The sequence below is a fragment of the Streptomyces sp. NPDC047079 genome, from assembly GCF_040643755.1.
GTDB lineage: Bacteria > Actinomycetota > Actinomycetes > Streptomycetales > Streptomycetaceae > Streptomyces.
The window spans coordinates 127,947-152,713 of the sequence record NZ_JBEYUZ010000018.1; the positions used below are offsets into that span (position 1 = coordinate 127,947).

A 24,767-nucleotide genomic window follows, 5' to 3' on the forward strand; every position below is an offset into this window, starting at 1 on the left:
CAGCGGCGCGGCGATCAGCCGCCGGCCAGGGGCAGCATCGGGAAGCTGCCCGTGTTCGTCGGCGCGTGCTCCGGCAGCCACAGGACTGCCACCGCGCCCTCGGCCGGCATGTGCTCCGGCGTCCCGGCCGGCCGTACATTGCGGAACGTCAGGCGCGCGCCCAGCACCCGCGCCTGGCCCGCCGCGATCGTCAGGCCCAGACCGTGGCCCCGCCCCGAGCGGTCCGAGCTGCCCGTACGGAAGCGGCTCGGACCCTCGGCCAGCAGCTCCTCCGGAAAGCCGGGGCCGTGGTCCCGTACGCGGATCACCCGGCCCTCGACCGAGACCTCGATCGGCGGCTTGCCGTGCCGGGCCGCGTTGGCCAGCAGGTTGAACAGCACGCGCTCGAGCCGGCGCGGATCGGTGGTGACCTCCGACTCGTGGATCACCCGGACGTCGACGTCGGCGTCCTTGGCCGCCACCCGCCGGGCGACGAACTCACCCAGCATGATGTCCTGGAGTTCGGCGCGCTCGGAGGCGCTGTCCAGACGGGCGACCTCCAGGACGTCCTCCACCAGCGTGCGCATCGCCTTGGCGCGGTCCAGCACCAGTTCCGTGGGCCGCCCGGGCGGGAGCAGCTCCGCCGCCGTGAGCAGGCCCGTGACCGGGGTGCGCAGCTCGTGCGCGATGTCCGCGGTCACCCGGCGCTCCGCCTCCAGGCGCTGCTGGAGAGCGTTCGCCATCGCGTCCACCGCGCGCGCCAGATCGTCCGTCTCGTCGCGCACCACGCCGCCGATCGCCTCCCGCACGCGGACATCGGTCTCGCCCTTGGCGACCCGGTTCGCCGCGGCCGCCGCCTTGCGCAGACGCCGCGACAACTGCCCGCCGATCAGCACGCCGAGCGCCGAGCCGCCGAGGACCACCGCGATGGAACCGATGATCAGGGCCTGGTCCAGGTCCTGCATCACACTGGCGCTGCGGTCCGTGAAACGCGTGTGCAGCGACAGCACCCGGCCGTCCTTGAGGGGTACGGCCGCCCAGATGTCCGGTACACCGTGCGCGCCCTCGGCGACATAGGTGGCCCGCCGGCCCTCGGCGACCTTCTGGAGCAGATCCGGCGGGATCGCCGGGTCGTCGACCTTGACGCCGAAGGTCTGGGTGCGCCCGGACTCGTACATCCGCTGGGCCACCTGGATCCGCTCGATGGCGAGGTCGCGCGAGTTGTCGAGCATCGACACGCGGGCCGCGTTGTGCACCACCAGGCTCAGCGCTACCGCGACGAGCGCGCCGACCAGGGCGATCGCCGCGCTGAGCTTCCATCTGAGGCCCGTCCGTATGGCCGCGTCATCCGGGATCAGGCGTCCGAGAATCCCCCGCATACCCCTGCTCAGGCCTTCAACTTGTAGCCGAAGCCGCGGACCGTCTCGATCCGGTCCTGGCCGATCTTCGTGCGCAGCCGCTGGACATGGACGTCGACGACCCGGGTGTCACCGCCCCAGCCGTAGTCCCACACCCGCTCCAGCAGCTTGTCACGCGACAGTACCGTGCCCGGCGCCGACGAGAACTCCAGCAGCAGCCGCATCTCGGTAGGGGTGAGGGCCACCGGCTGCCCCGACCGCCGTACCTCCATGCCCTCGGTGTCGATCTTCAGTTCGCCGAAGGTGAGCACGCCGCCGCCCACGGAGGAGGAGTCCTCGGCTCCCCGCCCGTCGCCGCTCGCGTGTCCGAAGCGGCGCAGCACCGCACGGATGCGCGCGACCAGCACGGCGCCGTCGAACGGCTTGGTCACATAGTCGTCGGCGCCCGCCTCCAGGCCGAGCACCACGTCGATCGAGTCGGCACGGGCCGACACCATGATCACCGGCACGGTCGACTCGTCGCGGATGCGGCGGCACAGACTGACACCGTCCAGCCCGGGGAGCATCACGTCCAGCAGGGCGATGTCGGGGCGACGGTCATGGAACGCCTCCAGGCCCGACAGACCGTCGGGCATGGCGGTGACCGCGAAGCCGACGCGCTCCAGGGCGAGCTGGGTGGCCTCACGGATGACGTCGTCGTCCTCGACGAACAGGACGTGGGTCTGCTCTGCCATCCGCTCTCTCAGTTCCCCGCCGGGGCGGGCGTGCCGCCGTCGCTCACCGCGTTGCTGTACACATTCCGGGTGCTGGACACGACGGCGAAATGGCTCGCGGTCCAGCGGTAGGTGAGCACTTGCTCGCTGGAGGGATACGACACCGGGTCGCCCTTCTCGTACATCTGCTGGGTCACCACGAGGTCACCGCGGTCTATCTCCGCGTAGACCGGAGGCTCCTCCGCCTTGAACACATTCTCGTATCTGTGGTTCTCCATCCGGTACACGTACGAGCCGAGGCCGACGGCGTCGCTGCACGTCATCACGTTCACGACGATGTCGTTCGCGGTGCCCCCGGTGACATCGCCGTACGAGACGTCGACCGGGTACTCGTCGGCCACGCACGGTTTGAGATCCTCCTTGACCGCCTTCGCGACCTTCGGATCGTCCTTCACCATCTTGACCACGTCGAGCCGCGTCGGCTCCTTCTTGGTCGGTGAGGCGGAGGGCGGGGAGGTGCCCGCGACCACCTGGTCGCTGCCCGCCGGCCCCTCGTCCCGCGCGCCCGTGCCGCCGGTGGCACAGGCGGAGACGAGAAGCCCGAGGGCGGCGATCGCGGTCACCGCCGCCATCGCCGCCTTGAGGGCCCCGCTGGGCCGTGTGGCCCGCCTGCCTAGGCCGCGCAACGCTCCCGCTCCTCACGCTCCAGCGCGCGTGCGTCCAGGTCGCGGGCCTCCAGCTCCTCCCGGAGCCGGGCGAGCGCCCGGTGCAGCGTGCTCTTGACCGTACCGGCCGACATGCCGAGGGCGGCGGCCGTCTCCTCCGTGGACATCTGCTCCCAGTGTCGCAGCACCACGACACTGCGCTGCTTCGGAGCGAGCACCTTCAGGACGTCCATCAGCAGGGCCCGGTCGGCGTGCTGCTCGGTGGAGTCCTCGACGCGGGCGTCCGGGAGCTGCTCGGTGGGGACCTCCTCCAGCTTGCGGGCCCGCCACCACTCGGTGCGCGTGTTGATCATCACGCGGCGCAGGTAGGCGTCCGCCAGGCGCTTGTCGGCGATGCCGTCCCAGCGGCCGTACGTGCGCACCAGCGCGGTCTGGAGCAGGTCCTGGGCGTCGGTGGGGTCGGGCACCAGCCGACGGGCGCTGCGCAGCAGCGCCTCCTGCCGGGTGCGTACGTACTCTTCGAACTCGAGCACCTCGCCGTGCGCCATTCCAACCGCCTCCATTCCCCGTTTCCGACCTGTCCGCCGGCTGTGCCACACAGCCGGGTTGTCGGTAACACCAAGTCCCTGAGCCTTCATCAGCTCCCGTGTCGCGTTCCCCGCGGCACGCATATGAAGTTACGGACGGGTTGTCACGGCGTTGTCCGAGCCAGCCTGCGGAGAGCGCTCGGCTGTCCGTCGGTTGTGTAACAAACAGAGGAACGGGGTAGAGGAGAGCGGCAGTTGGAGATGGTATGGGGTGATTTGTCCCGCTGATGAGTCGAGTGCTCTGTGAGGTGGCGAGGCAACGGCTGTGACGGAGCGGGCCGTGGACGGCCCGACGGCCGTGCACCGGCCGGGTGGCGGGGCGCCGGCCGGGTGGCGGGGCGCCGCGTCCGCCCGGGCGCGCGGGTGGGAACGCGCCCGGGCGGACGGGGTCAGGTGTGAGGAAGGCGGTAGAGGCCGCCGGGGAGGGGCTCCACCAGGCCGTCGGAGACCAGCCCGTCCAGGGCGCGGGCGCGCTGCACCGGCTCGTCCCACACCCGGTCGAGGACCGACTGGGGGACCGGGCCCACCGCCTCCCGCAGGACGGCCAGCAGCCGGCCACGCACCTGACGGTCCGTCCCCGCGTACGTCTGGCCGCGGCGCGGCGGACCGTCGTGCTCCGGCTTCCCGGCCAGCCGCCAGGCGCACTGCGCGGCGATCGGGCAGCGGTGACACGTCTCGTTCTTCGCGGTGCAGATCAGCGCGCCCAGTTCCATGGAGGCGGCCGCCCAGCGGGACGCCGTTCGCTCGTCCTCGGGCAGTAGCTCGCGGGCGAGCCTGCGCTCCGCGGCGGTGGTGGCGTTGGGCGGGTACCGCACCCCGTTGACCGCGCGCGCGAGGACGCGCCGCACGTTGGTGTCGAGGACCGGGTGCCGCTGGCCGTAGGCGAAGGAGGCGACGGCGGCCGCCGTGTACTCGCCGATGCCGGGCAGGGCGATCAGCTGGGCGTGCTCGGTGGGCACGTCGCCGCCGTGCCGTTCCGTTATCGCCACGGCCGCGCCGTGCAGGCGCAGGGCGCGGCGCGGGTAGCCGAGCCGGCCCCAGGCGCGCACGGCCTCGCCGGGGGGTTCCTTGGCGAGGTCGGCGGGGCGGGGCCAGCGGGCGAGCCACTGCTCGTAGACGGGCAGGACGCGGCTGACCGGTGTCTGCTGGAGCATGAACTCACTGACCATCACGCCCCACGGCCCGGCCTCCGGGCGCCGCCAGGGGAGATCGCGGGCGTGCTCGTTGAACCAGGCGATGACCGGGGCGTGCAGGGCCCTGCCGGGGACCCGGCCCGTGAGGTCGTCGGTCCGGGCGGGTTCGGGGGCGGGAACGGGGGCGGGGGTGGTGGGTGCAGTCATGACGGTTTCGATCCTGCCACGTGAGGGGGGGTGGGGTGGGGGATGGCCCCGGGTGGGGGTGTTGTGTCGGTGCGCCCGGCCTCCTGCCTCCAGCCCTCGGTGGGCGGTCGGGGCTCGGGGAGACTGCGACTGCGCGCGCAGGCTCGGTGGGTGGGGGTATGACCGAGGAGAGTGCGGAGGAGGGCAGGGTCTCCCGGATGGTGGGCGAGGCGCGGGCGATGAGTGCCTCGACCGTGTTCGGCGGAGGCCGTGCGGGATGATGATCCGGAAAAGTTGATGCCGGGGCGGCGGGTGGGGCAAGGCCCGGCTCCGATCTCTCGTACAGTTTCCGCCGTGGGATCTCTGCGCAATCCGGTCGGGCCGCTTCCCTCCTCCATCTACTGGCGACGGAGGGCCCTACTGCTGTCTGTACTAGCCCTGTTGGCGCTGTTGATCGCCTGGGTGGTCACGTCAGGCGGCGGTGGCGGCAAGAACAAGTCGGACGGCTCGAACGGCAAGCACCCCACGTCGTCCATCACTCCGGGCCCGTCCGGAACCGGACCGGCGATCAGCCAACACCCGGGCGGGCGCGACGAGTCGAGCGGCGGGGGCGGTTCCGGGTCGGCGGGGTCCTCCGGCTCGTCGGAGTCCGGCGGCACCGGCGGCTCCGGTGGATCCGCGACGGAAACGGCGGGCGGCGGGACGGACGGCAGCGGTGACAGCGGCTCCGGAGCCGGTCAGTTGCCGGCCGGTTCCGGGTCGTCCCTGCCCAACTGCACACCCGGTGCAGTGCAGTTGACGCTGAGGAGCGTTCGCAACACGTACGCGCCCGGAGACACCCCCGCGTTCGAGCTGGCCGCCAAGAACTCCTCCGGCAGTGACTGCAAGCTTGACCTCGGCCCGAAGAGCGCCGTGTTGACGGTGACGCAGACCGGCAGCGACAACGACGTGTGGACGTCGTCCGACTGCCCGAGCGGCACGGGCAGCGTGCTGTTCCGCGTACCCGCGAACGCCAAGGTCACCTACACGGTGAAGTGGGACCGCAGGCAGAGCGCCCCCAACTGCGCGACGCCACCGGCTGGTTCGGTGCCCGCGGGCACCTATCTGGTCCAGGCGAACGCCCCCGGTTTCCCGAAGGCCCAGACGTCCTTCGTGTTGTCGAAGGACTGATGCCGCCGGGCCGACGGGCCGGTCAGGAGGACGGATCAGGTTCGGGTGGTCATCCTCCGAACGTACGGGCGGCTGCGGAGCCTCTCCACCGGTTTCGGGGCGGGCCCGAGGTCCCTCGCGGCGCCCCCTCCACCGGTTTCGGGGCGGGCCCGAGGTCCCTCGCGGCGCCCCCTGTGCCGGGTCCGGGCGGGCTGGCCGGGCCGGGGAGCCCGGCCATACGGCCCGCCGGTGGCTACACGTACCGCTCGAGGATCGACGACTCCGCCAGCCGCGACAGGCCCTCGCGGACGCTGCGGGCCCGGGCCTCGCCGACGCCGTCCACCGTCTGGAGGTCGTCGACGCTCGCCGCGAGCAGCTTCTGAAGGCCTCCGAAGTGGTCCACCAGGCGGTCGATGATCGCGCCGGGCAGCCGCGGGACCTTCGCGAGCAGCCGGAAACCGCGCGGCGAAACCGCCGAGTCGAGCGCCTCGGGGGAGCCGGTGTAACCCAGGGCGCGGGCCACCGTGGCAAGTTCGAGGAGTTCGGCGTGGGTCAGGGCGTCCAGTTCGGACAGGGCCTCCTCGACGGTGCGGGAGCGCTTGGCGGTCGGCTCGGGCACGTAGTCGCGCACCACCAGCTCCCGCTCGGGCTCCACCCCGGCGATCAACTCGTCCAGCTGGAGGGCGAGCAGACGGCCGTCCGTACCCAGCTCGACCACGTACTCGGCGATCTCGGTCGCGATACGACGGACCATCTCCAGCCGCTGCGACACCGCCGAGACGTCCCGGACCGTCACCAGGTCCTCGATCTCCAGCGCGGACAGCGTGCCGGCCACCTCGTCCAGGCGGAGCTTGTAGCGCTCCAGGGTCGCGAGGGCCTGGTTGGCGCGGGACAGGATCGCCGCCGAGTCCTCCAGGACGCGGCGCTGACCGTCGACGTACAGCGCGATCAGGCGCATCGACTGGGAGACCGAGACCACGGGGAAGCCGACCTGCTTGCTCACCCGGTCCGCCGTGCGGTGGCGCGTGCCCGTCTCCTCGGTCGGGATCGTCGGGTCGGGCACCAGTTGCACGCCCGCCCTGAGGATCTTCGACAGGTCCGAGGAGAGCACCAGGGCGCCGTCCAGCTTGCACAGCTCCCTCAGACGGGTGGCCGTGAACTCGACGTCCAGGACGAAACCGCCCGTGCACATCGCCTCGACGGTCTTGTCGGAGCCGAGCACGATGAGCCCGCCGGTGTTGCCGCGGAGCACGCGCTCGAGACCGTCGCGCAGGGCCGTGCCGGGAGCCACGGCGCTCAGTGAGGCGCGCATCAGGCCATCGGCACCGGAACTCCCGCCGGACTTTCCGGGAGCTGCCGCCCGGTCGTTGGCTGCCACTGCACTCCTCCGGTCGCAGGTTCTGGGGCGCTCCCGTGTCGCACTCTCGGTTCGTACGGACGGGCGAGACCAGGGCAAAGTCTACCGGCGGTCTTCCTCCTCCCGTGGGGCCTCTCGGCGACGGGAGCGTGGAAGGACCCGCAGGGCGTCCCCTATGTCCGCCACTTCCAGCACCTTCATCCCCGGCGGGATCTTGCCCGGATCGGCCGGAACGAGCGCGTGCGTGAAGCCCAGACGGTGGGCCTCGGCCAGTCGCCGCTGGACCCCTGTGACGCGTCTGACCTCCCCCGCGAGACCCACTTCTCCGATCGCCACCAGATTCTTGGGCAGCGGGGTGTCGCTCGCGGCGCTCGCCAGCGCCAGCGCGACCGCCAGGTCCGCGGCCGGTTCGGAGAGCTTCACCCCGCCGACCGTCGCGGAGTAGATGTCCCGCTTGCCGAGGGCGCTGATCCGGCCGCGCTGCTCCAGGACGGCGAGCATCATCGAGACGCGGGAGGTCTCCAGGCCGGACGTCGTACGCCGCGGGGAGGGGATCTGCGAGTCGACCGTCAGGGCCTGCACCTCGGCGACCAGGGGCCGGCGGCCCTCCAGGGTGACGGTCAGGCAGGTGCCGGGGACCGGCTCGTCGCGGCGGGTCAGGAACAGGCCGCTCGGGTCGGCCAGGCCGATGATCCCCTCGTCGTGCAACTCGAAGCAGCCGACCTCGTCGGTCGCTCCGTATCTGTTCTTGACTCCCCGTACGAGGCGCAGCCGGGCGTGCCGGTCGCCCTCGAAGTGCAGCACGACGTCCACCAGGTGTTCGAGCAGGCGGGGGCCCGCGATCGCGCCGTCCTTGGTGACATGACCGACGAGCAGGGTGGACATGCCGCGCTCCTTGGAGGCACGGATGAGGGCCCCGGCGACCTCCCGGACCTGGGCCATGCCGCCGGGCGCGCCGTCGATCTCGGGGGAGGCGACGGTCTGCACGGAGTCCAGGACGAGCAGGGACGGCTTCACCGCGTCCAAGTGACCGAGCACGGCGGAAAGATCGGTCTCCGCCGCCAGGTAGAGGTGGTCGTCGATGGCCCGGATGCGGTCGGCGCGCAGGCGCACCTGGCTCGCCGACTCCTCGCCCGTCACATACAGCGTGCGGTGCTCGTCGCTCGCCGCCTTGGCCGCGACGTCCAGCAGCAGTGTGGACTTGCCCACGCCGGGTTCGCCGGCGAGCAGCACGACCGCGCCAGGCACGAGCCCGCCGCCGAGGACGCGGTCCAGCTCGGGCACACCGGTGGAGCGGGCGGTGGCCTGCCGCCCGTCGACCTGTCCGATGGGCAGGGCGGAGCTGGTCACCCGGCCCGGAGTCGTCGTCCGCACCGCGGGCGCGCCGTACTCCTCGATCGTGCCCCATGCCTGGCACTCGGGGCAGCGGCCGAGCCACTTGGCCGTCTGCCAGCCGCACTCGGTGCAGCGGTAGGACGGGCGGTCCTTGGTGGTCTTCGTACGGGCAGCCATGCACGAACCGTAGCGGGGCCCACTGACACCGGGGCCTGGGGCCTGTGAGACCGGGCGGCGGTGGACGTCCCGGCCTCGCGCGCGGGAGCGCCGATGCGCGGCGCGATCCACTTCACGGGGCTCCGCGATCCACCTGGCGGTACTCGCGGCCGCCGCGCCGGGTGCCTGAGGCGCGGGCGCGGGGGAAGGAGGCGCACGGACCTGCGCGCGAGCGGAAGTCGGCGCGCGCCGGGACGGCCGCACCCGTCGTTCGTGGCCCGTTTTGAGGGATCGTTTCACCCGTACGGAGTAAAAGTGCGCAAGGGGGCAGAAGGTGCCGCCTGTCGGCGCCTACGGTCGCACGGGTGATGAGCAGCAGGCCGGAGACCTCCACGCACGCCACCGGCGCACGCCCGGCGCGCAAAGACGCTCGCGAGCGGGGAAGCGTGCCCCGTGGCGCGAACACCCGCACCACGGCACCGAGCCCGCCCGCGCGTTACGAGCCCTACCTCGACGGCCTGTTCACCTATTGCCTGTCCGTGCTGTGCGACCACGGGACCGCGACGGCCGCCCTGGGGGACGCCCTCGCGTTCGCCGAGCGCCGCGGCACCCGAGGTCCGATGGCCCCCGGCGACCGCCGCGCCTGGTTGTACGCGCTGGCCCGCTGGTCGTGTCTGCGCAAGCTCGCCGAGGCCCGGAACCGCCGCCAGGCCGGCCATGCCGCCGGGCGCGACCGCCCGCACCGCGCGCACCAGGAGGCCGACGACCGGCGCGCCGCCGAGGCCATCGGCCGCTCGCCCGCCCCCGGCGGCCCGGGCCCGGCCTCCGCCCCCGTGCCCGCTGCCGGACGGACCGGCCCCGCCTCCGCCCCCGAACCGAACCCTGTCTCCACCCCCGAGGAGGTCCAGGAGCAGCGCAGACGGGAACTCGCCCAGCTCGCCTGGCCCGAGGCGGCCGGAACCACCCCCGAACAGCGCGAGGCCCTCGAACTCGCCGTGCGGCACCAGCTCACCGCCAAGGAGGTCGCCGCCGTGCTCGGCATGGACCTCGCGGCCGCGCGGGAACTCCTCGCCTCCGCCGCCTGCGAGGTCGAACGCACCCGTGCCGCGCTCGCCGTCGTGGAGACGGGCTCCTGTCCGAGCGTCGCCCGCCTCACCGACGACCACCAGTTCGTACTCAGCGCCGCCCTGCGCCGCGAACTCGTCCGTCACGTCGACGACTGCCCGCGCTGCCGCCGCACCGCCGAGCGCGCGGTCCCCGGCGCCTGGCCGGGCACCAGTGTCACCCCCGCCGCGCTGCCCGTCCTCCGGGCTCCGCGCACGGCCCTGGGTGCCGCGATGGCGCACGCCCCACGCGCGCGTGGCGGTGCCCCCCGCTTCGACCGGCACGGTTTTCCCATGGACCCCAAGGACCACGCGGCGCGCCGGGACCGCCTGCGTGCGCGTGCCGTCACGACGACCGTCGTCGCCGCCGTGGTCGCGGCCCCCGTCATCGCCCTGTGGGCGGCCTACCGCGGCGCGCCCCTCACCGGCGAGGGCGCCGACGGCCGCTCGGTGACGGCGCGGGAGCTGCACGACTCCGCCGTTCTCGGCGGCGAGGACGCGGACGGCTACGAGAACGCGGGCAACGCGCGTACCGGACCCGGCGCCCGCTTCGGCAAGGACGGCCGCTCGCCCGATGTGTCCGTCGAGGTCATCGGGGTGAAGACGGGCGACCCTGCGGCGGGACACCTCACGGTGGCGGCCGACAACGACGGCACCACGACCCTCATCACCCTGATCGCGTCCGGCAGCTCGCCGGTCCGCTGGTCGGCGTCCACGGGCGCCCCCTGGCTCTCTCTGAGCCAGGCGTCGGGAACACTCGCTCCGGGAGCGTCGATCACTGTCCGGGTGTTCGTCGACCACCTGCGCGAGCCGTCCGGCCTCTGGCACGCGCGCGTGGCGGTGGCACCGGCGGGCGCGGTGGTCTCGATCTACGGTTACGGGACGGCGGGGACGTCCGACCCCGGCCCCACCCCCGTGCACACCGGCCCGTCCGCCCCCGTGCCGAGCGATCCGCCCACGACCGGCCCGGAGCCCACGCCCGGCGACCCGACCCCGGCCCCCACGGACCCGCCGACCACGAGCCCGCCCCCGTCCGAGGAGCCCCCTTCCTCGCCCCCGCCGCCCTCCGAGAGCGGCGACCCGAGCCCGTCCCCGTAGGCCCGGCTCACCGCCCGCGCCCCGAAATGCCCGGAACACCCGAATGTCCGGAACCCGAATGTCCGGAACGCCCCGCTCAGCCCACCGGGTCCGCAGGATGCGGTGCCACCAGGGGCAGCTGCGAGGCCAGGCGCTGTTCGCACAGCTCGACGAGGCGGTCGTACCCGGCCTTGCCCATCAGCTCGGTCAGTTCTGCCCGGTACGAGACATACACCGGGTCGCCCGCGCCGTGCGCCGACGTCGCCGACGTGCACCACCAGTGCAGGTCATGGCCGCCCGGACCCCAGCCGCGGCGGTCGTACTCACCGATGGAAACCTGCAGCACCCGGGTGTCGTCGGGCCGGTCGATCCACTCGTACGTCCGCCGGATCGGCAGCTGCCAGCAGACGTCCGGCTTGGTCTCCAGCGGTTCGCGGCCCTCCCGCAGCGCCAGGATGTGCAGCGAGCAGCCGGCGCCTCCGGGGAACCCGGGCCGGTTCTGGAAGATGCACGAGCCCTGGTAGGGGCGGGTCTGCCGGGAGCCCTCGTCGTCCTCCGCGACCCAGCCGGTCTCCATGCCCACGTCATGGTTCTGCCAGATCTCCGGCGTGAGCCGTGCCACGTGTTCGGCCACCCGCTTCTCGTCGTCCTCCTCCGAGAAGTGCGCGCCGAGCGTGCAGCACCCGTCGTCCGCGCGGCCCGCCTGGATGCCCTGGCAGCCGCTTCCGAAGATGCAGTTCCAGCGTGAGGTCAGCCATGTCAGATCACAGCGGAAGACCTGTTCGTCGTCGGCCGGATCCGGAAACTCCACCCACGCGCGCGCGAAGTCGAGCCCCTTCTCGTCGCTCACCTTCGGGGCCTTCTTGGACGTGGACGCCTTCGCCTGCGAAGAATCCTTCGATCCCCTGAAGGATTTGTCAGGCTTCGCCTTTTTCGTCTTTGGCACGCATCCAGGGTAAGTGGCTCCGGACCGCATCGGGGACGGAGGATCGTCGTACGGGCAGTAGCGTTCCGTACATGAGACTCGGTGTCCTCGACGTGGGTTCGAACACGGTGCACCTGCTGGTGGTGGACGCGCACCCCGGCGCGTGCCCCCTGCCCGCGCACTCGCACAAGGCGGAACTGCGGCTCGCTCAGCTCCTCGACGACAGCGGGGCCATCGGCGCCGACGGGGTCGACAAGCTGATCGGCGTCGTCCTCGACGCCCTCCAGGCCGCCGAGGACAAGGGCGTCGAGGACCTGCTGCCGTTCGCCACCTCCGCCGTGCGCGAGGCGAGCAACGCGGACGACGTGCTGGCCCGGGTCAGGGAGGCCACCGGCGTGGAGTTGCAGGTGCTGACCGGTGAGGAGGAGGCACGGCTGACCTTCCTCGCCGCCCGGCGCTGGTTCGGCTGGTCGGCGGGCAAGCTGCTCGTCCTCGACATCGGCGGCGGCTCGCTGGAGATCGCCTACGGGATCGACGAGGAACCCGACGCGGCGGTGTCGCTGCCGCTGGGCGCGGGCCGGCTCACCGCGGGCTGGCTCCCCGGGGATCCGCCGGAGCCGGAGGACGTCAGGGCCCTGCGACGCCATGTGCGGGCGCAGATCGCCCGTACCGTCGGCGAGTTCAGCCGCCTCGGGGTGCCCGACCACGTCGTCGCCACCTCCAAGACCTTCAAACAGCTCGCCCGCCTCGCCGGGGCGGCACGCTCCGCCGAGGGGCCGTATGTGCAGCGTGAGCTGAAGCGGGAGTCCCTGGAGGGCTGGGTTCCGCAGCTCGCCGGGATGACGGCCGAGGAGCGCGCGGACCTCCCGGGCGTCTCCGAGGGCCGGGCGGGCCAGCTCCTGGCGGGCGCGCTGGTCGCGGAGGGCACGATGGACCTGTTCGGTGTGGAGACCCTGGAGATCTGCCCGTGGGCCCTGCGCGAGGGCGTGATCCTGCGCCGCCTGGATCACATGGCGGCGGACTAGACTAGCGGCGCTGTGCCCCTTCCCACACCCCGCCCCGCGCAAGCGGCCCCCCATGTCAAGGCGACGCCCCGTACCCTGTCCCTCGTGGCAGAACCAGTGGTGCGCATCCCGGATGCGAAGGTCGCCCTGTCGACGGCCTCCGTCTATCCGGAGTCGACGGCGACGGCCTTCGAGATCGCCGCGCGCCTCGGGTACGACGGGGTCGAGATCATGGTGTGGACGGATCCCGTCAGCCAGGACATCGACGCCCTGCGCCGGCTCAGCGACTACCACCGGATGCCCGTTCTCGCCGTCCACGCGCCCTGTCTGCTGATCACCCAGCGCGTGTGGTCCACCGACCCCTGGGTCAAGCTCCAGCGTGCCCGCAGGGCCGCGGAGAAGCTCGGCGCGGGTACCGTCGTCGTCCATCCGCCCTTCCGGTGGCAGCGGCAGTACGCCCGCGACTTCGTCGACGGCATCTGGCGCATGGCGAACGAGACGGATGTGCGGTTCGCCGTAGAGAACATGTATCCGTGGCGCTACCGGGACCGCGAGATGTTGGCGTACGCCCCCGACTGGGACGTCACCAATGACGACTACCGCCACTTCACGATCGACCTGAGCCACACCGCCACGGCCCGCACCGACGCCCTCAACATGCTCGAACGGATGGGCGACCGCCTCGGGCATGTCCACCTCGCCGACGGCAACGGCTCCAACAAGGACGAGCACCTCGTGCCCGGCCGCGGCATCCAGCCCTGCGCCGAGGTCCTGGAGCGGCTCGCGCTCACCGGCTTCGACGGGTACGTCGTCATCGAGGTCAACACCCGCCGCGCGATGTCCGGCGCCGAGCGCGAGGCCGACCTCGCCGAGGCGCTCGCCTTCGCGCGCCTGCACCTCGCGGCCGCAGCGAAGGTGTCCCGCGGATGAGCGGGGTGGTCCGCCCGTGACCGGAGCCGCCGGAGTGACGGGAGCGGGTCCTGCCCGCCGCGGCAGGGGACGGCCCAGCCGCAGGGAGACGGCGGCGGCCCCCGCCACCCGCGACCGCATCCTGGAGGCGGCCCGAGAGGAGTTCTCCGAGCGCGGCTACGAGAGGACATCCGTACGCGGCATCGCCAAGGCCGCCGGAGTGGACTCCGCGCTCGTGCACCACTACTTCGGCACCAAGGAACAGGTCTTCGAGGCCGCCATCGAGGTCGCCTTCGCGCCGGCCCTGAGCGCGCCGGACGCGGTCGCCGAGGGCCCCCGTGACGCCGTCGGCGAGCGCCTGACCCGTTTCCTCCTCGGCATCTGGGAGAACCCCGCGACCCGTACGCCGCTGCTGGCGATCGTCCGCTCCGCCGTCAACAACGAGACCGCGGCCGCCGTCTTCCGCCGCCTGGTGGCCGCGCAGCTGCTGCGCCGCATCTCCGGGCAGCTCGGCCTGCCCGACGCGGAGCTGCGCGCCGAGCTGGCGGCCGCGCAGCTGGTCGGGGTCGCGATGCTGCGGTATGTGATCAAGGTGGAACCGGTGGCGTCGGCCGACCTGGAAGAATTGGTGGCACGGGTGGCACCCGTGGTGCAGGGTCACCTGACGAACCCCTGAGAGCGTGGTGCCGAGACCGGTGGGACGGGGCGCCTGAGGAAGCCCCTGACACCGGTGGGACGGGCCGCACCACCGCGGCGTCCCTGAAACACGCATCCCGCATTCCGGACACTTGTGTCCGTCCCTTGGAGCACCGGCGTACGCTCGACCTGAGTTGAGAACTCTCCGAAGGAGCGAGCGACGATGCCCGAGCTGAGGTCCCGCACAGTCACCCACGGCCGCAACATGGCAGGCGCCCGCGCCCTGATGCGTGCCTCCGGGGTACCCGGCGCGGACATCGGACGGAAGCCGATCATCGCGGTCGCCAACTCCTTCACCGAGTTCGTGCCGGGCCACACCCACCTCCAGCCGGTCGGCCGGATCGTCAGCGAGGCGATCAGGGAGGCGGGCGGCATCCCGCGCGAGTTCAACACGATCGCGGTGGACGACGGCATCGCCATGGGCCACGGCGGCATGCTCTACAGCCTCCCCTCCCGCGACCTGATCGCGGACAGCGTGGAGTACATGGTCGAGGCCCACTGCGCCGACGCCCTGGTCTGCATCTCCAACTGCGACAAGATCACCCCGGGCATGCTGATGGCGGCCCTTCGCCTGAACATCCCGACGGTCTTCGTCTCCGGCGGCCCGATGGAGTCCGGTCGCGCCACGCTGGTCGACGGCACGGTCCGCACGCTGGACCTGGTCGACGCGATCTCCGACGCGGTGAACGACAAGATCTCCGACGAGGACATCCTCCGCATCGAGGAGAACGCCTGTCCGACCTGCGGCTCCTGTTCGGGCATGTTCACGGCCAACTCGATGAACTGCCTGACGGAGGCTATCGGTCTCTCCCTCCCCGGCAACGGCTCGGTCCTCGCCACGCACACGGCCCGCCGGGCGCTGTACGAGAACGCGGCCCGCACGGTCATGGACCTGACCCGCCGCTACTACGAGCAGGACGACGAGACGGTCCTGCCGCGCAGCATCGCCACCTTCTCCGCCTTCGAGAACGCGATGGCCCTCGACATCGCGATGGGCGGCTCGACCAACACGATCCTGCACCTGCTGGCCGCCGCCCAGGAGGCAGGCGTCCCGTTCGGCCTGACGGAGATCGACGAGGTCTCCCGCCGGGTGCCGTGCCTGGCGAAGGTCGCCCCGAACGTCGCCAAGGACCGCACGTACTACATGGAGGACGTGCACCGCGCGGGCGGTATCCCGGCCCTCCTCGGCGAACTGCACCGCGGGGGCCTGCTGAACGAGGACGTGCACGCGGTCCACAGCCCGTCCCTGGCCGACTGGCTGAAGACCTGGGACATCCGCGGGGGCTCCCCGTCCCCGGAGGCGGTCGAGCTGTGGCACGCGGCCCCCGGCTGCAAGCGCTCCGCCGAGGCCTTCTCCCAGTCCGAGCGCTGGCAGGCCCTGGACGAGGACGACGAGAACGGCTGCATCCGGTCGATCGAGCACGCTTACTCCAAGGACGGCGGCCTCGCGGTCCTCAAGGGCAACCTCGCGGCCGACGGCTGTGTGGTGAAGACGGCCGGCGTCGACGAGTCGATCTGGACCTTCGAGGGCCCGGCGGTCGTCTGCGAGTCGCAGGAGGAGGCCGTCGAGAAGATCCTCACCCAGCGGATCAAGGAGGGCGACGTCGTCGTCATCCGGTATGAGGGGCCCAAGGGCGGCCCGGGCATGCAGGAGATGCTGTACCCGACCTCGTACCTGAAGGGCCGCGGCCTGGGCAAGGCGTGCGCACTGGTCACGGACGGCCGCTTCTCCGGCGGCACCTCGGGCCTGTCGATCGGTCACGCCTCTCCCGAGGCCGCCTCGGGCGGCACGATCGCCCTGGTGCGGGACGGCGACCGCATCCGCATCGACATCCCGAACCGCACGATCGACCTGCTGGTGTCCGAGGACGAGCTGAGCTCCCGCCGAGCGGCCCTGAACGGCGTCTACGCTCCCGCCGACCGTGACCGCAAGGTCTCGGCCGCCCTGCGGGCCTACGCGGCGATGGCGACGAGCGCGGACAAGGGCGCGGTGCGCGACGTGACCAGGCTGGGCTGACCGGACGCGGTGCAGCGGGGCTGACCCGCGGCGAGCACGAGCAGGGGGCCGCCCCTTCGCAGGCGGCCCCCTTGGCACGTCACCGGGCCGGCGGTTTCGGTACGTCACCGGGCCGGCCGTGCGCGCGTCACCAGACCGACGGATCACGTCCGTCCACACCGAAGACCGTGCCGTCGGGGGCACCCGCGTAGACATGACCGTCGATGATCACGGGCTCGGGCAGCGCGGCCGTGACCCGGTCCGCGTGGGCGCCGAGGCGTGGCGCGGTCTGCCCGATGAGCCTGCCGTCCTCGGCGTCGAACGCGAGCAGCCGTCCGTCGGCCGCGGTGAAGTACACGTGCCCGCCGTCCGCGACCGGCGCCGAGCCGCGGCTCACGGACGTCTCGACATGCCAGAGCTGTCTGCGCGTGTCCATGTCGACGGCCTCCAGCGAGCCACCGGCTGCGAGGAGGTGGACGGTGCTGCCGTGGACGCTGGCACGGGCGCTGTCCAACGGCACGGGCAGCAAAACGGTACGTGTGGCCCCCGACCCGGGGGTGTAGCGGACCACGGCCTGCGCACGCCCGTAGACCTGGTCCATGGAGAGGAGGAAGACGGACCCGTCCGCGGTGCCGAAGGGCTCCAGGTTCCCTTTCAGATGCGCGTCCCAGCGCACGTCACCCGTGTCCGGATCCACCGCGGTGACCCGTGTGCTCGTCCCGGTGTCGGACGTACTCACGGCATACGCCGACGGGTCCCCGGCGAACGAGGTGAAATACGGCATGCGCTGGCCGGGGATCCGGTGGCTCCACTCGGTGTCCCCCGAGGCGCTGTTCACGCCGGTGACCGTCCCGTCGGTGCCGGTGAGCAGGAGCATGCCCGCGGCCGGCCGCATGGCGTTGTAGGCGGGCATGTCCCGGTGCCAGCGCGCCCGGCCCGGACCGGGATCCAGTGCCTCCAGGCTTTGGCGTTCGCCCGTCATCGGCTGGACGAGACCGCCCGAGACGACCGGCGGGCCGCTCCTGGAGGTCGTGGCGACCTTGTGCCGCCACACCACTGTGCCGTCCGACGGGTTGAGGGCGTAGACCAGACCGGACTGTCCGCACAGCAGCTTGCCCGCACCGTAGGAGCACTGCGGCATGGTGCCGTCCTCGGACAGGGGCTTCGCCTCCCAGGTACGGAACGCGGCCAGCGTGGTCCGGGGACCGGCCGGGGCGGGAGCGCCGCCGTCGAGCACCCTGACGGCCGCGTAGGCGCCGCCCAGCACGAGGCTGAACGCTCCCGCCACCAGGGCCACCCGCTTGAGCAGCCCCCGGACCCCCCGCTCGGGCCGCCGCTCGGGCCTCCCGGCCCGGGGTTCCGGCCTCGGCGTGTCACCCGTGCGCTGGGTCGGTACGAAGGTCTGGGTGTCGTAGGAGGCCGCCACCGACCGCAGTTCCCGCATCAGCTCGTCGGGAGTGGGCCGGTCCTCGGGCTCCTTGGCCAGGCAGCGCAGCAGCAGCGGCGCGAGGTCCCCCGGTACGCCGTTCAGGTCCGGCTCGTCGTGCACGACCTGGTAGGCGACGACATACGGGCTGTCGGAGTCGAACGGCCCGCGCCCCGTCGCCGCGTGCACCAGGACGGAGCCGAGCGCGAAGATGTCGGCGGCCGGGCCGACCTCCCTGGGCCGCCGGAACTGCTCGGGTGCCATGAAGGGCGGAGTGCCGATCAACTTCCCGGTCTCCGTGCGCAGTTCACTGTCCTTCGGCCGGGAGATGCCGAAGTCGATGACCTTCGGCCCGTCCTCGGCGAGCAGTACGTTGCTCGGCTTCAGGTCCCGGTGCACGACCCCGACCCGATGGATGTCGCGCAGTGCCTCGGCGAGCCCGGCCACCAGCCGGCGCAACTGGGCCGGCTTCATGGGCCCGTTCTGCTTCACCTGTTCGGACAGCGTGGGACCGGGGATGAACAGCGTGGCCATCCAGGGCCGCGCGGCCTCGGGATCGGCGTCGACGACGGGCGCGGTGAAGGCGCCGCTCACCCTCCGGGCGGCGGCCACCTCCTGCCGGAAACGGCCCCTGAACTCCGGGTCCCTGGCGAACTCGGCGTGTACGACCTTCACCGCGAGCCTGAGCCCCGAGGTGCTCCTGGCCAGGTGAACCACGCCCATCCCGCCGGAACCCAGACGGGATTCCAGGGGGTAATGGCCGGCGTACTCGGGAAGTTCCGCTTCCGCGCCCGCTCCGGTGTTGCGCTGTGGCGCCATGGACCACCCCCGTGCTGTTCGTCCGCGCGCGCGACGCAGGGAGCCTAGTCGATGACTCGTACGAGACCGAGGCGGCTTGCTAGCCTCCGCGTGCGTGTCACACACCGGTGTTCGGTGACGACGTGACGCGGGGGAGTGAACGGGACCCCATGACGGTCATGGGGCACAACGGGGGAGGTTTTCCATGTCTGTCGACCATGTCGGAGACGCCGGGACGGATGGCGTGGCGGAGGCCGTCACGACGGCCGCGGCGGCCGTGCGCTACTACTCGGTGGCCCCGGGCGTCCGGCTCAATGTCCGCAGCGGCCCCGGTACCGGCTACCCCGTCGTCCGGGTCCTGGCCGAGGGGGTCAAGGTGCCGGTCTTCTGCCAGACGCCGGGCACGAAGGTCACCGGCCCGTACGGCACGACCGCCATCTGGGACAGCATCGACGACGGCGCGTACGTCTCGGACGCGTATGTGAACACGGGCAGCGACGGCTACGTCGCCCCGCGCTGCGGCTGACGCGGACCGGGGCGGGGCCGCCGGGGTGATAATCGACGCGTGAGCGACGAGAACGGCACTCAGGACGCGCCCCGCGGACCCCGCCCCGAACCGATCCGCTTCTTCGGCACCACCTGGGTGGACCACGACGGCGGTTACCGAGCCCGCCGCGCCGCGGTGGCCGCCGGCTCGGTCCTGGCCGCCGCCGTCTCCTGTCTGGTGCTGCGCTTCGCCTACCAGGGCCTACAGATCGCCGACGTCGGCGCACCCGTGACCCTGCTGGTGGTGGTGATGTTCCTGGTGTGCAGCGCGCTGGCGTTCGGCCACACCTGGGGAGCCTTCGCCAAGCGCCCCGACCCGGAGCGCCAGTCCTCCCTCCGTGGACTGCTCGCCATCGGCTTCCTCGGCTCGCTGCTCGCCTACTTCGTCCGTTCGCTGACCGAGGCCCCCGGCGAGAAGCTGCACCGCGAGGAGTACGACACGGCCCGCGCCGCCTACGACAAGCGCGTGTCGCGCCGCACGGGAGACCCGTCCCGCAAGCGCCGCTCCTGACCGGCCGCCGCACCCCCGGCGCCCCGCTCCCCTCGGTAATCCGCTATGCCTGGCACCCCGGCACCGCCACCATGGGCGTATGACCGCGCCCTCCCGCTCCGTGCGAGCCCGCTCGTTCAACGCCGCCGCCGCCCAGTACGCCGCGAACCGCCCCTCCTATCCGCCGACCCTCTTCGACGCCCTGGAGGAACTCGCCGGCCGCCCCCTCACCGGCGCCCGCGTCGCGGACATCGGCGCAGGCACCGGCATCGCCACCGCCCTCCTCCGGGCCAGAGGCGCGCAGGTCCTCGGGATCGAGCCCGGCGCGGGCATGGCGGCCCAGTTCCGCCGCACCCTTCCCGAGGTGCCCCTGCTGCGCGGCGACGGCAACGCCCTCCCGCTCGCCACCGCCTCCGCCGACTTCCTCACCTACGCCCAGTCCTGGCACTGGACCGAGCCCGCCCGCTCGCTCCCGGAGGCCCTGCGCGTCCTGCGCCCGGGCGGCGCGCTCGCCCTGTGGTGGAACATGGACGCCGAGGACGTGCCCTGGATCGCCGCGCAGGCGGACCGCATCAAGCGGTACTTCGGCGCCGAGCACGCCACCAAGAACGGCGCCGGCGGCACCCGCACCGAACTCGCCTTCGAAGGCGTCAGCGAGGTCCCGGACCACACCCACCGCGTCGTGCGCTGGAGCCGCACGGTGCCCGTCGACATCCACCTCGCGAACATCGGCAGCCACTCGATCTTCCTCGTGCTCGGCGAGGAGGGCACACGTGCCTTCCTCGCCGAGGAACGGGAGCGCCTCCTCGAGTCCTTCCCGAACGGCCTCGTCGAGGAGGTCTACGACGTCCTACTGATCGTCGCGACCCGCCTGTAGCCACGTAGCGCCCCGGACGAGCCGGGAGTCCCCAGCCCAGCCGAGCCGTCGGGCGGCCCTTGACGGCCGGCCGGTCGCGCGCCATATTCATCGCATGATGAATAATCGCGGCGCGCACCCGCCCGGCCCCCAGGCGCCGGCATCCGCCCCCGCCGTCCACGCCGACCGGCTCACCGTCCTCCGCGGCGCCCGCAGGGTCCTCCGGGGCCTCGATTTCACCGTGCCCCGTGGCCACATCACCGGCCTGCTCGGCCCCTCCGGCTGCGGCAAGTCGACCCTCATGCGGGCGATCGTCGGCACCCAGGCCAAGGTCACCGGCACCCTCGAGATCCTCGGACTCCCCGCCGGCTCCGCCCCCCTGCGCTCCCGCATCGGCTACGTCACCCAGGCCCCCTCCGTCTACGACGACCTGACCATCCGCCAGAACCTCCACTACTTCGCCGCGATCCTGGACCCGGGCCGCGCCGCCGCCGACCGCCGCCACCACGACGTCACCCGGGCCATCGCCGACGTCGACCTCACCTCGCACGCCGACTCCCTCGCCGGCAACCTCTCCGGCGGCCAGCGCAGCCGGGTCTCCCTCGCGGTCGCGCTCCTCGGCACCCCGGAGCTCCTCGTGCTCGACGAACCCACGGTCGGCCTCGACCCGGTCCTGCGCCGCGACCTCTGGGCCCTCTTCCACCGCCTCGCGGCCGACCGCGGCGCCACCCTCCTCGTCTCCTCGCACGTCATGGACGAGGCCGAGCGCTGCGACCGTCTCCTGCTGATGCGGGAGGGCGAACTGCTCGCCGACGACACCCCGCAAGCCCTGCGCACCCGTACCGGCGCGGAGACGGTCGAAGAGGCGTTCCTGCACCTGGTGGACGAGGCGACGGCGCAGCGTACGGCCGGAAAGGAGACGGTCCGATGACCACGAACACCACCACAGCCCACCCGGCCGCGAAGGCCCTCACCCTCTCCCGGGCGACGGCGACGGCCGCCCGCGTGCTGCGGCAGCTCCGCCACGACCCGCGCACGATCGCGCTGATGCTGGTCATCCCGTGCCTGATGCTGGTGCTGCTGCGCTACGTCTTCGACGGCAGCCCGCGCACCTTCGACTCGATCGGAGCCTCGCTCCTCGGGATCTTCCCGCTGATCACGATGTTCCTGGTGACCTCCATCGCGACCCTGCGCGAACGCACCTCCGGCACCCTGGAGCGCCTCCTCGCGATGCCCCTGGGCAAGGGCGACCTGATCGCGGGCTACGCCCTCGCCTTCGGCGCGCTCGCGATCATCCAGTCCGCCCTCGCCACGGGCCTGGCGGTCTGGTTCCTCGGCCTGGACGTCACCGGCTCACCCTGGCTGCTCCTGCTGGTGGCCCTGCTGGACGCCCTGCTCGGCACGGCCCTCGGCCTCTTCGTCTCGGCCTTCGCGGCCTCGGAGTTCCAGGCGGTCCAGTTCATGCCGGCGGTGATCTTCCCCCAGCTCCTCCTCTGCGGCCTGTTCACCCCCCGCTCGGACATGCACCCCGCCCTGAAGGCGTTCTCCGACGTCCTGCCGATGTCGTACGCGGTGGACGGCATGAACGAGGTCCTCCGCCACACGGACATGACGACGACGTTCGTCAGGGACGCCCTGATCGTCGCGGGCTGCGCCCTCCTGGTGCTCGGCCTGGGAGCGGCGACCCTGAGGCGGCGAACGCTCTAGGCTCGGCCCGCGGCACGGGAGCCCGAGGGCCCGGCCGTCGTCCCGCCCACCGGACAACCCACCCCCCGCACCCAGCCCGGTGCGAGGATGAACCCGGACGACGCAACCCCCGGAGGGCACCCGCACCATGACGCAGAAAGTCGCAGTCCTCGGCACCGGAAAGATCGGCGAAGCCCTGCTCAGCGGAATGATCCGAGCCGGCTGGGCCCCCGTCGACCTCCTGGTCACCGCCCGCCGCCGGGAACGGGCCGAGGAACTCCGCAGCCGCCACGGCGTCACCCCGGTCACCAACGCCGAGGCCGCGAAGACCGCCGACACCCTCATCCTCACGGTCAAGCCCCAGGACATGGGCACGCTCCTGGACGAACTCGCGCCGCACGTCCCCGCCGACCGCCTGGTCATCAGCGGCGCCGCAGGCATCCCCACCTCCTTCTTCGAGGCCCGTCTCACCGCCGGCACCCCGGTGGTCCGCGTCATGACGAACACCCCCGCCCTCGTCGACGAGGCCATGTCCGTCATCTCGGCGGGCAGCCACGCCACCGAGGCCCACCTCGCCCACGCCGAGGAGATCTTCGGAGCCGTCGGCAAGACGCTCCGCGTCCCCGAGTCACAGCAGGACGCCTGCACCGCCCTGTCCGGCTCGGGCCCCGCGTACTTCTTCTATCTCGTCGAGGCCATGACCGACGCCGGCATCCTGCTCGGCCTGCCCCGCGACAAGGCCCACGAGCTGATCGTCCAGTCCGCGATCGGCGCGGCGGTCATGCTCCGCGACAGCGGGGAGCACCCGGTGAAGCTCCGCGAGAACGTCACCTCCCCGGCCGGTACGACGATCAACGCCATCCGCGAACTGGAGAACCACGGCGTACGAGCGGCTCTGATCGCCGCGCTGGAAGCGGCCCGCGACCGCAGCCGCGAACTGGCCTCCGGCAACAGCTGACGTGTGTGCCCACCGCCGGGAGACCGGCGGTGGGCACCCCCTCACCCGGCCGGCAGCAGCCCGATCGCCCGGTACGCCGCATCCACCCGCGGCCGGGCCATCCCTCTGGCCCGCTCCGCACCGGCCCGCAGCACCCCGTCCACATGGCCGGGATCGGCGCACAGCTCCTTGTGCCGCTCCTGCACCGGCCGCAGCAACTCGACCACGGCCTCCGCGGTGTCCTTCTTCAGGGCCCCGTACGACCCGTAGGCGCCGCTCAGCTCCTCGGGATCGCCCCCTTCACAGGCGGCCAGGATCTCCAGCAGGTTCGCCACCCCGGGCCGCGTCTCCCGGTCGTACACGACATCCGAGCCGCTGTCCGTCACGGCCCGCATGACCTTCTTCCGCATCACGTCCGGCTCGTCGAGCAGATAGACGATCCCCGGCCCCGAGTCGTCCGACTTCCCCATCTTCGACGTCGGGTCCTGAAGGTTCATGACCCTGGCCGCGACCTGCGGACGGGTCGCCCGGGGTACCGGGAACGTGAGCCCGTACCGCTGGTTGAACCGCACGGCCAGATCCCGGGACAGCTCCACATGCTGGGTCTGGTCGTCCCCCACGGGCACCTCGTCGGCCCCGTACGCCAGGATGTCCGCCGCCATCAGCACGGGGTACGTCAGCAACGACAGCCGCACACTCCCGCCCCGCTCCTGCTCCCGCGCGGACTTCTCCTTGTACTGGATCATCCGCCGCATCTCGCCGTCGGTGGCCACGCACTCCAGCAGGTACGACAGCCGCGCGTGCTCGTCCACATGGCTCTGCACGAACACGGTGCACAGCTCCGGATCGAGCCCCGCCGCCAGTAGCAGCGTCGCCGCCTGGCGACTGAGCCTGCGTACCCGCGCCGGATCGTGGTCCACGGTCAGGGCGTGCAGATCGACGATGCAGAACAGGGCGTCGGCCTGGTGCTGGTCCACATCGGCCCACCGCCGCATGGCACCCAGATAGTTGCCCAGCGTCAGGTGCCCGGTCGGCTTGACCCCGCTGAAGACCCGTGTCATCTCTCCACCTTCTGGTCGGGACCGCCGCGACCGGCCGGCCGCTCCCTCCGGGAGGAGATACGTCAACGGCCGCCGAAGCGGCGGCCGTTGAGCGCATACGTGGGACCGGCCGCCGTCAGGCGGCCCGCCACTGCTGGTTGCACGTACGCGAAGTCATGACCACGAGGGTACGCCTCCGGGGGGCGGTGAGGAAGCGAGTTGACACACCCCAGGCCGATCCGTAAGGTACTCCGAGTTGTCCGACGTGAGCGCCGACCCCGGTCGGTCCCCGGACAGCCACTCCGCAGGTACCAACCGACAATCGGCGTCACATCGCCGTGCGCTTAGGTATGCGTATTTTCGGAATACGGACTCCGCGTTCGAACTCTTGTGAGGACGCGGCCCCCGATTAGCTCGGGAGCAAGGAATCCGCTAAAGTCTCACTCGTCGGAACGGCCCAAGGGCCGCGAGGACAACCCCGGTTGACTGGGGATCAGGAACCGAAGAGGTCGGAAAGGCCTCAAGGAATCTGATAAAGTCGACACCGCCGGAAGGCCGAAAGGCCGGAAAGCGCCGAGGAAATCGGATCGGGAAGATCTGATAGAGTCGGAATCACTGAAGGGAAGCGCCCGGAGGAAAGCCTGAGAGAGTCTCTCGGGT

At 72.1% G+C, this 24,767-nt stretch carries 22 protein-coding genes; 12 read left to right on the plus strand and 10 right to left on the minus strand.

Annotated features, from left to right (window positions below; genetic code table 11):
* Positions 1 to 14 precede the first annotated feature (14 nt).
* From cseC to ABZ823_RS22880, 5 genes are all read right to left on the minus strand, one after another.
* Positions 15 to 1,358, minus strand: a complete 1,344-nt coding sequence (gene cseC, locus ABZ823_RS22860) for a two-component system sensor histidine kinase CseC (RefSeq protein ID WP_361663309.1) — start codon at positions 1,356 to 1,358, stop codon at positions 15 to 17.
* Between the two features lie 8 nt (positions 1,359 to 1,366).
* Positions 1,367 to 2,071 (minus strand): two-component system response regulator CseB, encoded by a 705-nt coding sequence (cseB, locus tag ABZ823_RS22865; protein WP_361663311.1) that lies wholly within the window; start codon positions 2,069 to 2,071, stop codon positions 1,367 to 1,369.
* A gap of 8 nt (positions 2,072 to 2,079) precedes the next feature.
* Positions 2,080 to 2,682, minus strand: a complete 603-nt coding sequence (locus ABZ823_RS22870; protein ID WP_361663314.1) for a hypothetical protein — start codon at positions 2,680 to 2,682, stop codon at positions 2,080 to 2,082.
* Between the two features lie 41 nt (positions 2,683 to 2,723).
* On the minus strand, positions 2,724 to 3,263 hold the full coding sequence (locus ABZ823_RS22875) for a SigE family RNA polymerase sigma factor (protein ID WP_361663317.1): 540 nt from the start codon (positions 3,261 to 3,263) through the stop codon (positions 2,724 to 2,726).
* Positions 3,264 to 3,691: 428 nt separating this feature from the next.
* Entirely contained in the window at positions 3,692 to 4,642 is a 951-nt protein-coding gene (locus ABZ823_RS22880) for an A/G-specific adenine glycosylase (RefSeq protein WP_361663319.1), read from the minus strand.
* A gap of 333 nt (positions 4,643 to 4,975) precedes the next feature.
* On the opposite strand from ABZ823_RS22880, the gene ABZ823_RS22885 reads away from it, so the two are divergent.
* Positions 4,976 to 5,791, plus strand: coding sequence for a hypothetical protein (locus ABZ823_RS22885; RefSeq protein WP_361663322.1), 816 nt, complete (start codon positions 4,976 to 4,978; stop codon positions 5,789 to 5,791).
* Positions 5,792 to 6,023: 232 nt separating this feature from the next.
* Here the strand turns inward: ABZ823_RS22885 and disA are convergent, their stop codons facing one another.
* A complete protein-coding gene (gene disA / locus ABZ823_RS22890; protein ID WP_361663325.1) occupies positions 6,024 to 7,148 on the minus strand; it encodes a DNA integrity scanning diadenylate cyclase DisA in 1,125 nt (374 codons plus the stop codon).
* 81 nt (positions 7,149 to 7,229) lie between these two features.
* On the minus strand, positions 7,230 to 8,639 hold the full coding sequence (gene radA / locus ABZ823_RS22895) for a DNA repair protein RadA (protein ID WP_361663328.1): 1,410 nt from the start codon (positions 8,637 to 8,639) through the stop codon (positions 7,230 to 7,232).
* Between the two features lie 347 nt (positions 8,640 to 8,986).
* Between radA and ABZ823_RS22900 the strand changes: the two genes are divergently transcribed.
* On the plus strand, positions 8,987 to 10,819 hold the full coding sequence (locus tag ABZ823_RS22900) for a hypothetical protein (RefSeq protein WP_361663331.1): 1,833 nt from the start codon (positions 8,987 to 8,989) through the stop codon (positions 10,817 to 10,819).
* Between the two features lie 76 nt (positions 10,820 to 10,895).
* Here ABZ823_RS22900 and ABZ823_RS22905 read toward each other — a convergent pair whose 3' ends face one another.
* Positions 10,896 to 11,744, minus strand: coding sequence for a hypothetical protein (locus ABZ823_RS22905; RefSeq protein WP_361663334.1), 849 nt, complete (start codon positions 11,742 to 11,744; stop codon positions 10,896 to 10,898).
* A 71-nt stretch (positions 11,745 to 11,815) separates the two neighbouring features.
* Between ABZ823_RS22905 and ABZ823_RS22910 the strand changes: the two genes are divergently transcribed.
* The 4 genes from ABZ823_RS22910 to ilvD all read left to right on the plus strand — a co-directional run bounded on the left by ABZ823_RS22910 (position 11,816) and on the right by ilvD (position 16,349).
* Positions 11,816 to 12,748 carry a Ppx/GppA phosphatase family protein gene (locus ABZ823_RS22910; protein ID WP_361663337.1) on the plus strand — a complete coding sequence of 311 codons (933 nt, stop codon included), beginning with the start codon at positions 11,816 to 11,818 and terminating at the stop codon, positions 12,746 to 12,748.
* Positions 12,749 to 12,832: 84 nt separating this feature from the next.
* Positions 12,833 to 13,657 carry a sugar phosphate isomerase/epimerase gene (locus ABZ823_RS22915; protein ID WP_361663339.1) on the plus strand — a complete coding sequence of 275 codons (825 nt, stop codon included), beginning with the start codon at positions 12,833 to 12,835 and terminating at the stop codon, positions 13,655 to 13,657.
* Positions 13,658 to 13,673: 16 nt separating this feature from the next.
* A complete protein-coding gene (locus ABZ823_RS22920) occupies positions 13,674 to 14,312 on the plus strand; it encodes a TetR family transcriptional regulator (protein WP_361663342.1) in 639 nt (212 codons plus the stop codon).
* A 183-nt stretch (positions 14,313 to 14,495) separates the two neighbouring features.
* Positions 14,496 to 16,349: a dihydroxy-acid dehydratase gene (ilvD, locus tag ABZ823_RS22925; RefSeq protein ID WP_361663345.1), complete on the plus strand. Its 1,854-nt coding sequence runs from the start codon at positions 14,496 to 14,498 to the stop codon at positions 16,347 to 16,349.
* A gap of 127 nt (positions 16,350 to 16,476) precedes the next feature.
* On the opposite strand, the gene ABZ823_RS22930 is transcribed toward ilvD, so the two are convergent.
* Positions 16,477 to 18,573 (minus strand): serine/threonine-protein kinase, encoded by a 2,097-nt coding sequence (locus ABZ823_RS22930; protein WP_361663348.1) that lies wholly within the window; start codon positions 18,571 to 18,573, stop codon positions 16,477 to 16,479.
* Positions 18,574 to 18,757: 184 nt separating this feature from the next.
* Here ABZ823_RS22930 and ABZ823_RS22935 point away from each other — a divergent pair, with 184 nt between their 5' ends.
* From ABZ823_RS22935 to proC, 6 genes are all read left to right on the plus strand, one after another.
* The gene (locus ABZ823_RS22935; protein ID WP_361663351.1) at positions 18,758 to 19,078 is read left to right on the plus strand and encodes an SH3 domain-containing protein; all 321 of its coding nucleotides are present in this window, start codon (positions 18,758 to 18,760) and stop codon (positions 19,076 to 19,078) included.
* A 39-nt stretch (positions 19,079 to 19,117) separates the two neighbouring features.
* On the plus strand, positions 19,118 to 19,609 hold the full coding sequence (locus ABZ823_RS22940; protein WP_361663354.1) for an EamA/RhaT family transporter: 492 nt from the start codon (positions 19,118 to 19,120) through the stop codon (positions 19,607 to 19,609).
* Between the two features lie 79 nt (positions 19,610 to 19,688).
* Positions 19,689 to 20,465: a methyltransferase domain-containing protein gene (locus tag ABZ823_RS22945; RefSeq protein ID WP_361663357.1), complete on the plus strand. Its 777-nt coding sequence runs from the start codon at positions 19,689 to 19,691 to the stop codon at positions 20,463 to 20,465.
* A gap of 94 nt (positions 20,466 to 20,559) precedes the next feature.
* Positions 20,560 to 21,375 (plus strand): ABC transporter ATP-binding protein, encoded by an 816-nt coding sequence (locus ABZ823_RS22950; protein WP_361663360.1) that lies wholly within the window; start codon positions 20,560 to 20,562, stop codon positions 21,373 to 21,375.
* Complete coding sequence (locus tag ABZ823_RS22955; RefSeq protein WP_361663363.1) at positions 21,372 to 22,151, plus strand: ABC transporter permease; 780 nt, start codon at positions 21,372 to 21,374, stop codon at positions 22,149 to 22,151. Before ABZ823_RS22950 ends, ABZ823_RS22955 begins: the two co-directional genes overlap by 4 nt.
* 127 nt (positions 22,152 to 22,278) lie before the next feature.
* Positions 22,279 to 23,088 carry a pyrroline-5-carboxylate reductase gene (proC, locus tag ABZ823_RS22960; protein WP_361663366.1) on the plus strand — a complete coding sequence of 270 codons (810 nt, stop codon included), beginning with the start codon at positions 22,279 to 22,281 and terminating at the stop codon, positions 23,086 to 23,088.
* 41 nt (positions 23,089 to 23,129) lie between these two features.
* Here the strand turns inward: proC and trpS are convergent, their stop codons facing one another.
* Positions 23,130 to 24,128 carry a tryptophan--tRNA ligase gene (trpS, locus tag ABZ823_RS22965; RefSeq protein WP_361663369.1) on the minus strand — a complete coding sequence of 333 codons (999 nt, stop codon included), beginning with the start codon at positions 24,126 to 24,128 and terminating at the stop codon, positions 23,130 to 23,132.
* Positions 24,129 to 24,767: the final 639 nt, after the last annotated feature.

Bases quoted from the DNA above. Each gene is read 5' to 3' on its own strand.
- cseC (WP_361663309.1), bottom strand. From the start codon at position 1,358: ATGCGGGGGATTCTCGGACGCCTGATCCCGGATGACGCGGCCATACGG.
- cseB (WP_361663311.1), bottom strand. From the start codon at position 2,071: ATGGCAGAGCAGACCCACGTCCTGTTCGTCGAGGACGACGACGTCATC.
- ABZ823_RS22870 (WP_361663314.1), bottom strand. From the start codon at position 2,682: ATGGCGGCGGTGACCGCGATCGCCGCCCTCGGGCTTCTCGTCTCCGCC.
- ABZ823_RS22875 (WP_361663317.1), bottom strand. From the start codon at position 3,263: ATGGCGCACGGCGAGGTGCTCGAGTTCGAAGAGTACGTACGCACCCGG.
- ABZ823_RS22880 (WP_361663319.1), bottom strand. From the start codon at position 4,642: ATGACTGCACCCACCACCCCCGCCCCCGTTCCCGCCCCCGAACCCGCC.
- radA (WP_361663328.1), bottom strand. From the start codon at position 8,639: ATGGCTGCCCGTACGAAGACCACCAAGGACCGCCCGTCCTACCGCTGC.
- ABZ823_RS22900 (WP_361663331.1), top strand. From the start codon at position 8,987: ATGAGCAGCAGGCCGGAGACCTCCACGCACGCCACCGGCGCACGCCCG.
- ABZ823_RS22910 (WP_361663337.1), top strand. From the start codon at position 11,816: ATGAGACTCGGTGTCCTCGACGTGGGTTCGAACACGGTGCACCTGCTG.
- ilvD (WP_361663345.1), top strand. From the start codon at position 14,496: ATGCCCGAGCTGAGGTCCCGCACAGTCACCCACGGCCGCAACATGGCA.
- ABZ823_RS22930 (WP_361663348.1), bottom strand. From the start codon at position 18,573: ATGGCGCCACAGCGCAACACCGGAGCGGGCGCGGAAGCGGAACTTCCC.
- ABZ823_RS22935 (WP_361663351.1), top strand. From the start codon at position 18,758: ATGTCTGTCGACCATGTCGGAGACGCCGGGACGGATGGCGTGGCGGAG.
- ABZ823_RS22945 (WP_361663357.1), top strand. From the start codon at position 19,689: ATGACCGCGCCCTCCCGCTCCGTGCGAGCCCGCTCGTTCAACGCCGCC.
- ABZ823_RS22950 (WP_361663360.1), top strand. From the start codon at position 20,560: ATGATGAATAATCGCGGCGCGCACCCGCCCGGCCCCCAGGCGCCGGCA.
- ABZ823_RS22955 (WP_361663363.1), top strand. From the start codon at position 21,372: ATGACCACGAACACCACCACAGCCCACCCGGCCGCGAAGGCCCTCACC.
- proC (WP_361663366.1), top strand. From the start codon at position 22,279: ATGACGCAGAAAGTCGCAGTCCTCGGCACCGGAAAGATCGGCGAAGCC.
- trpS (WP_361663369.1), bottom strand. From the start codon at position 24,128: ATGACACGGGTCTTCAGCGGGGTCAAGCCGACCGGGCACCTGACGCTG.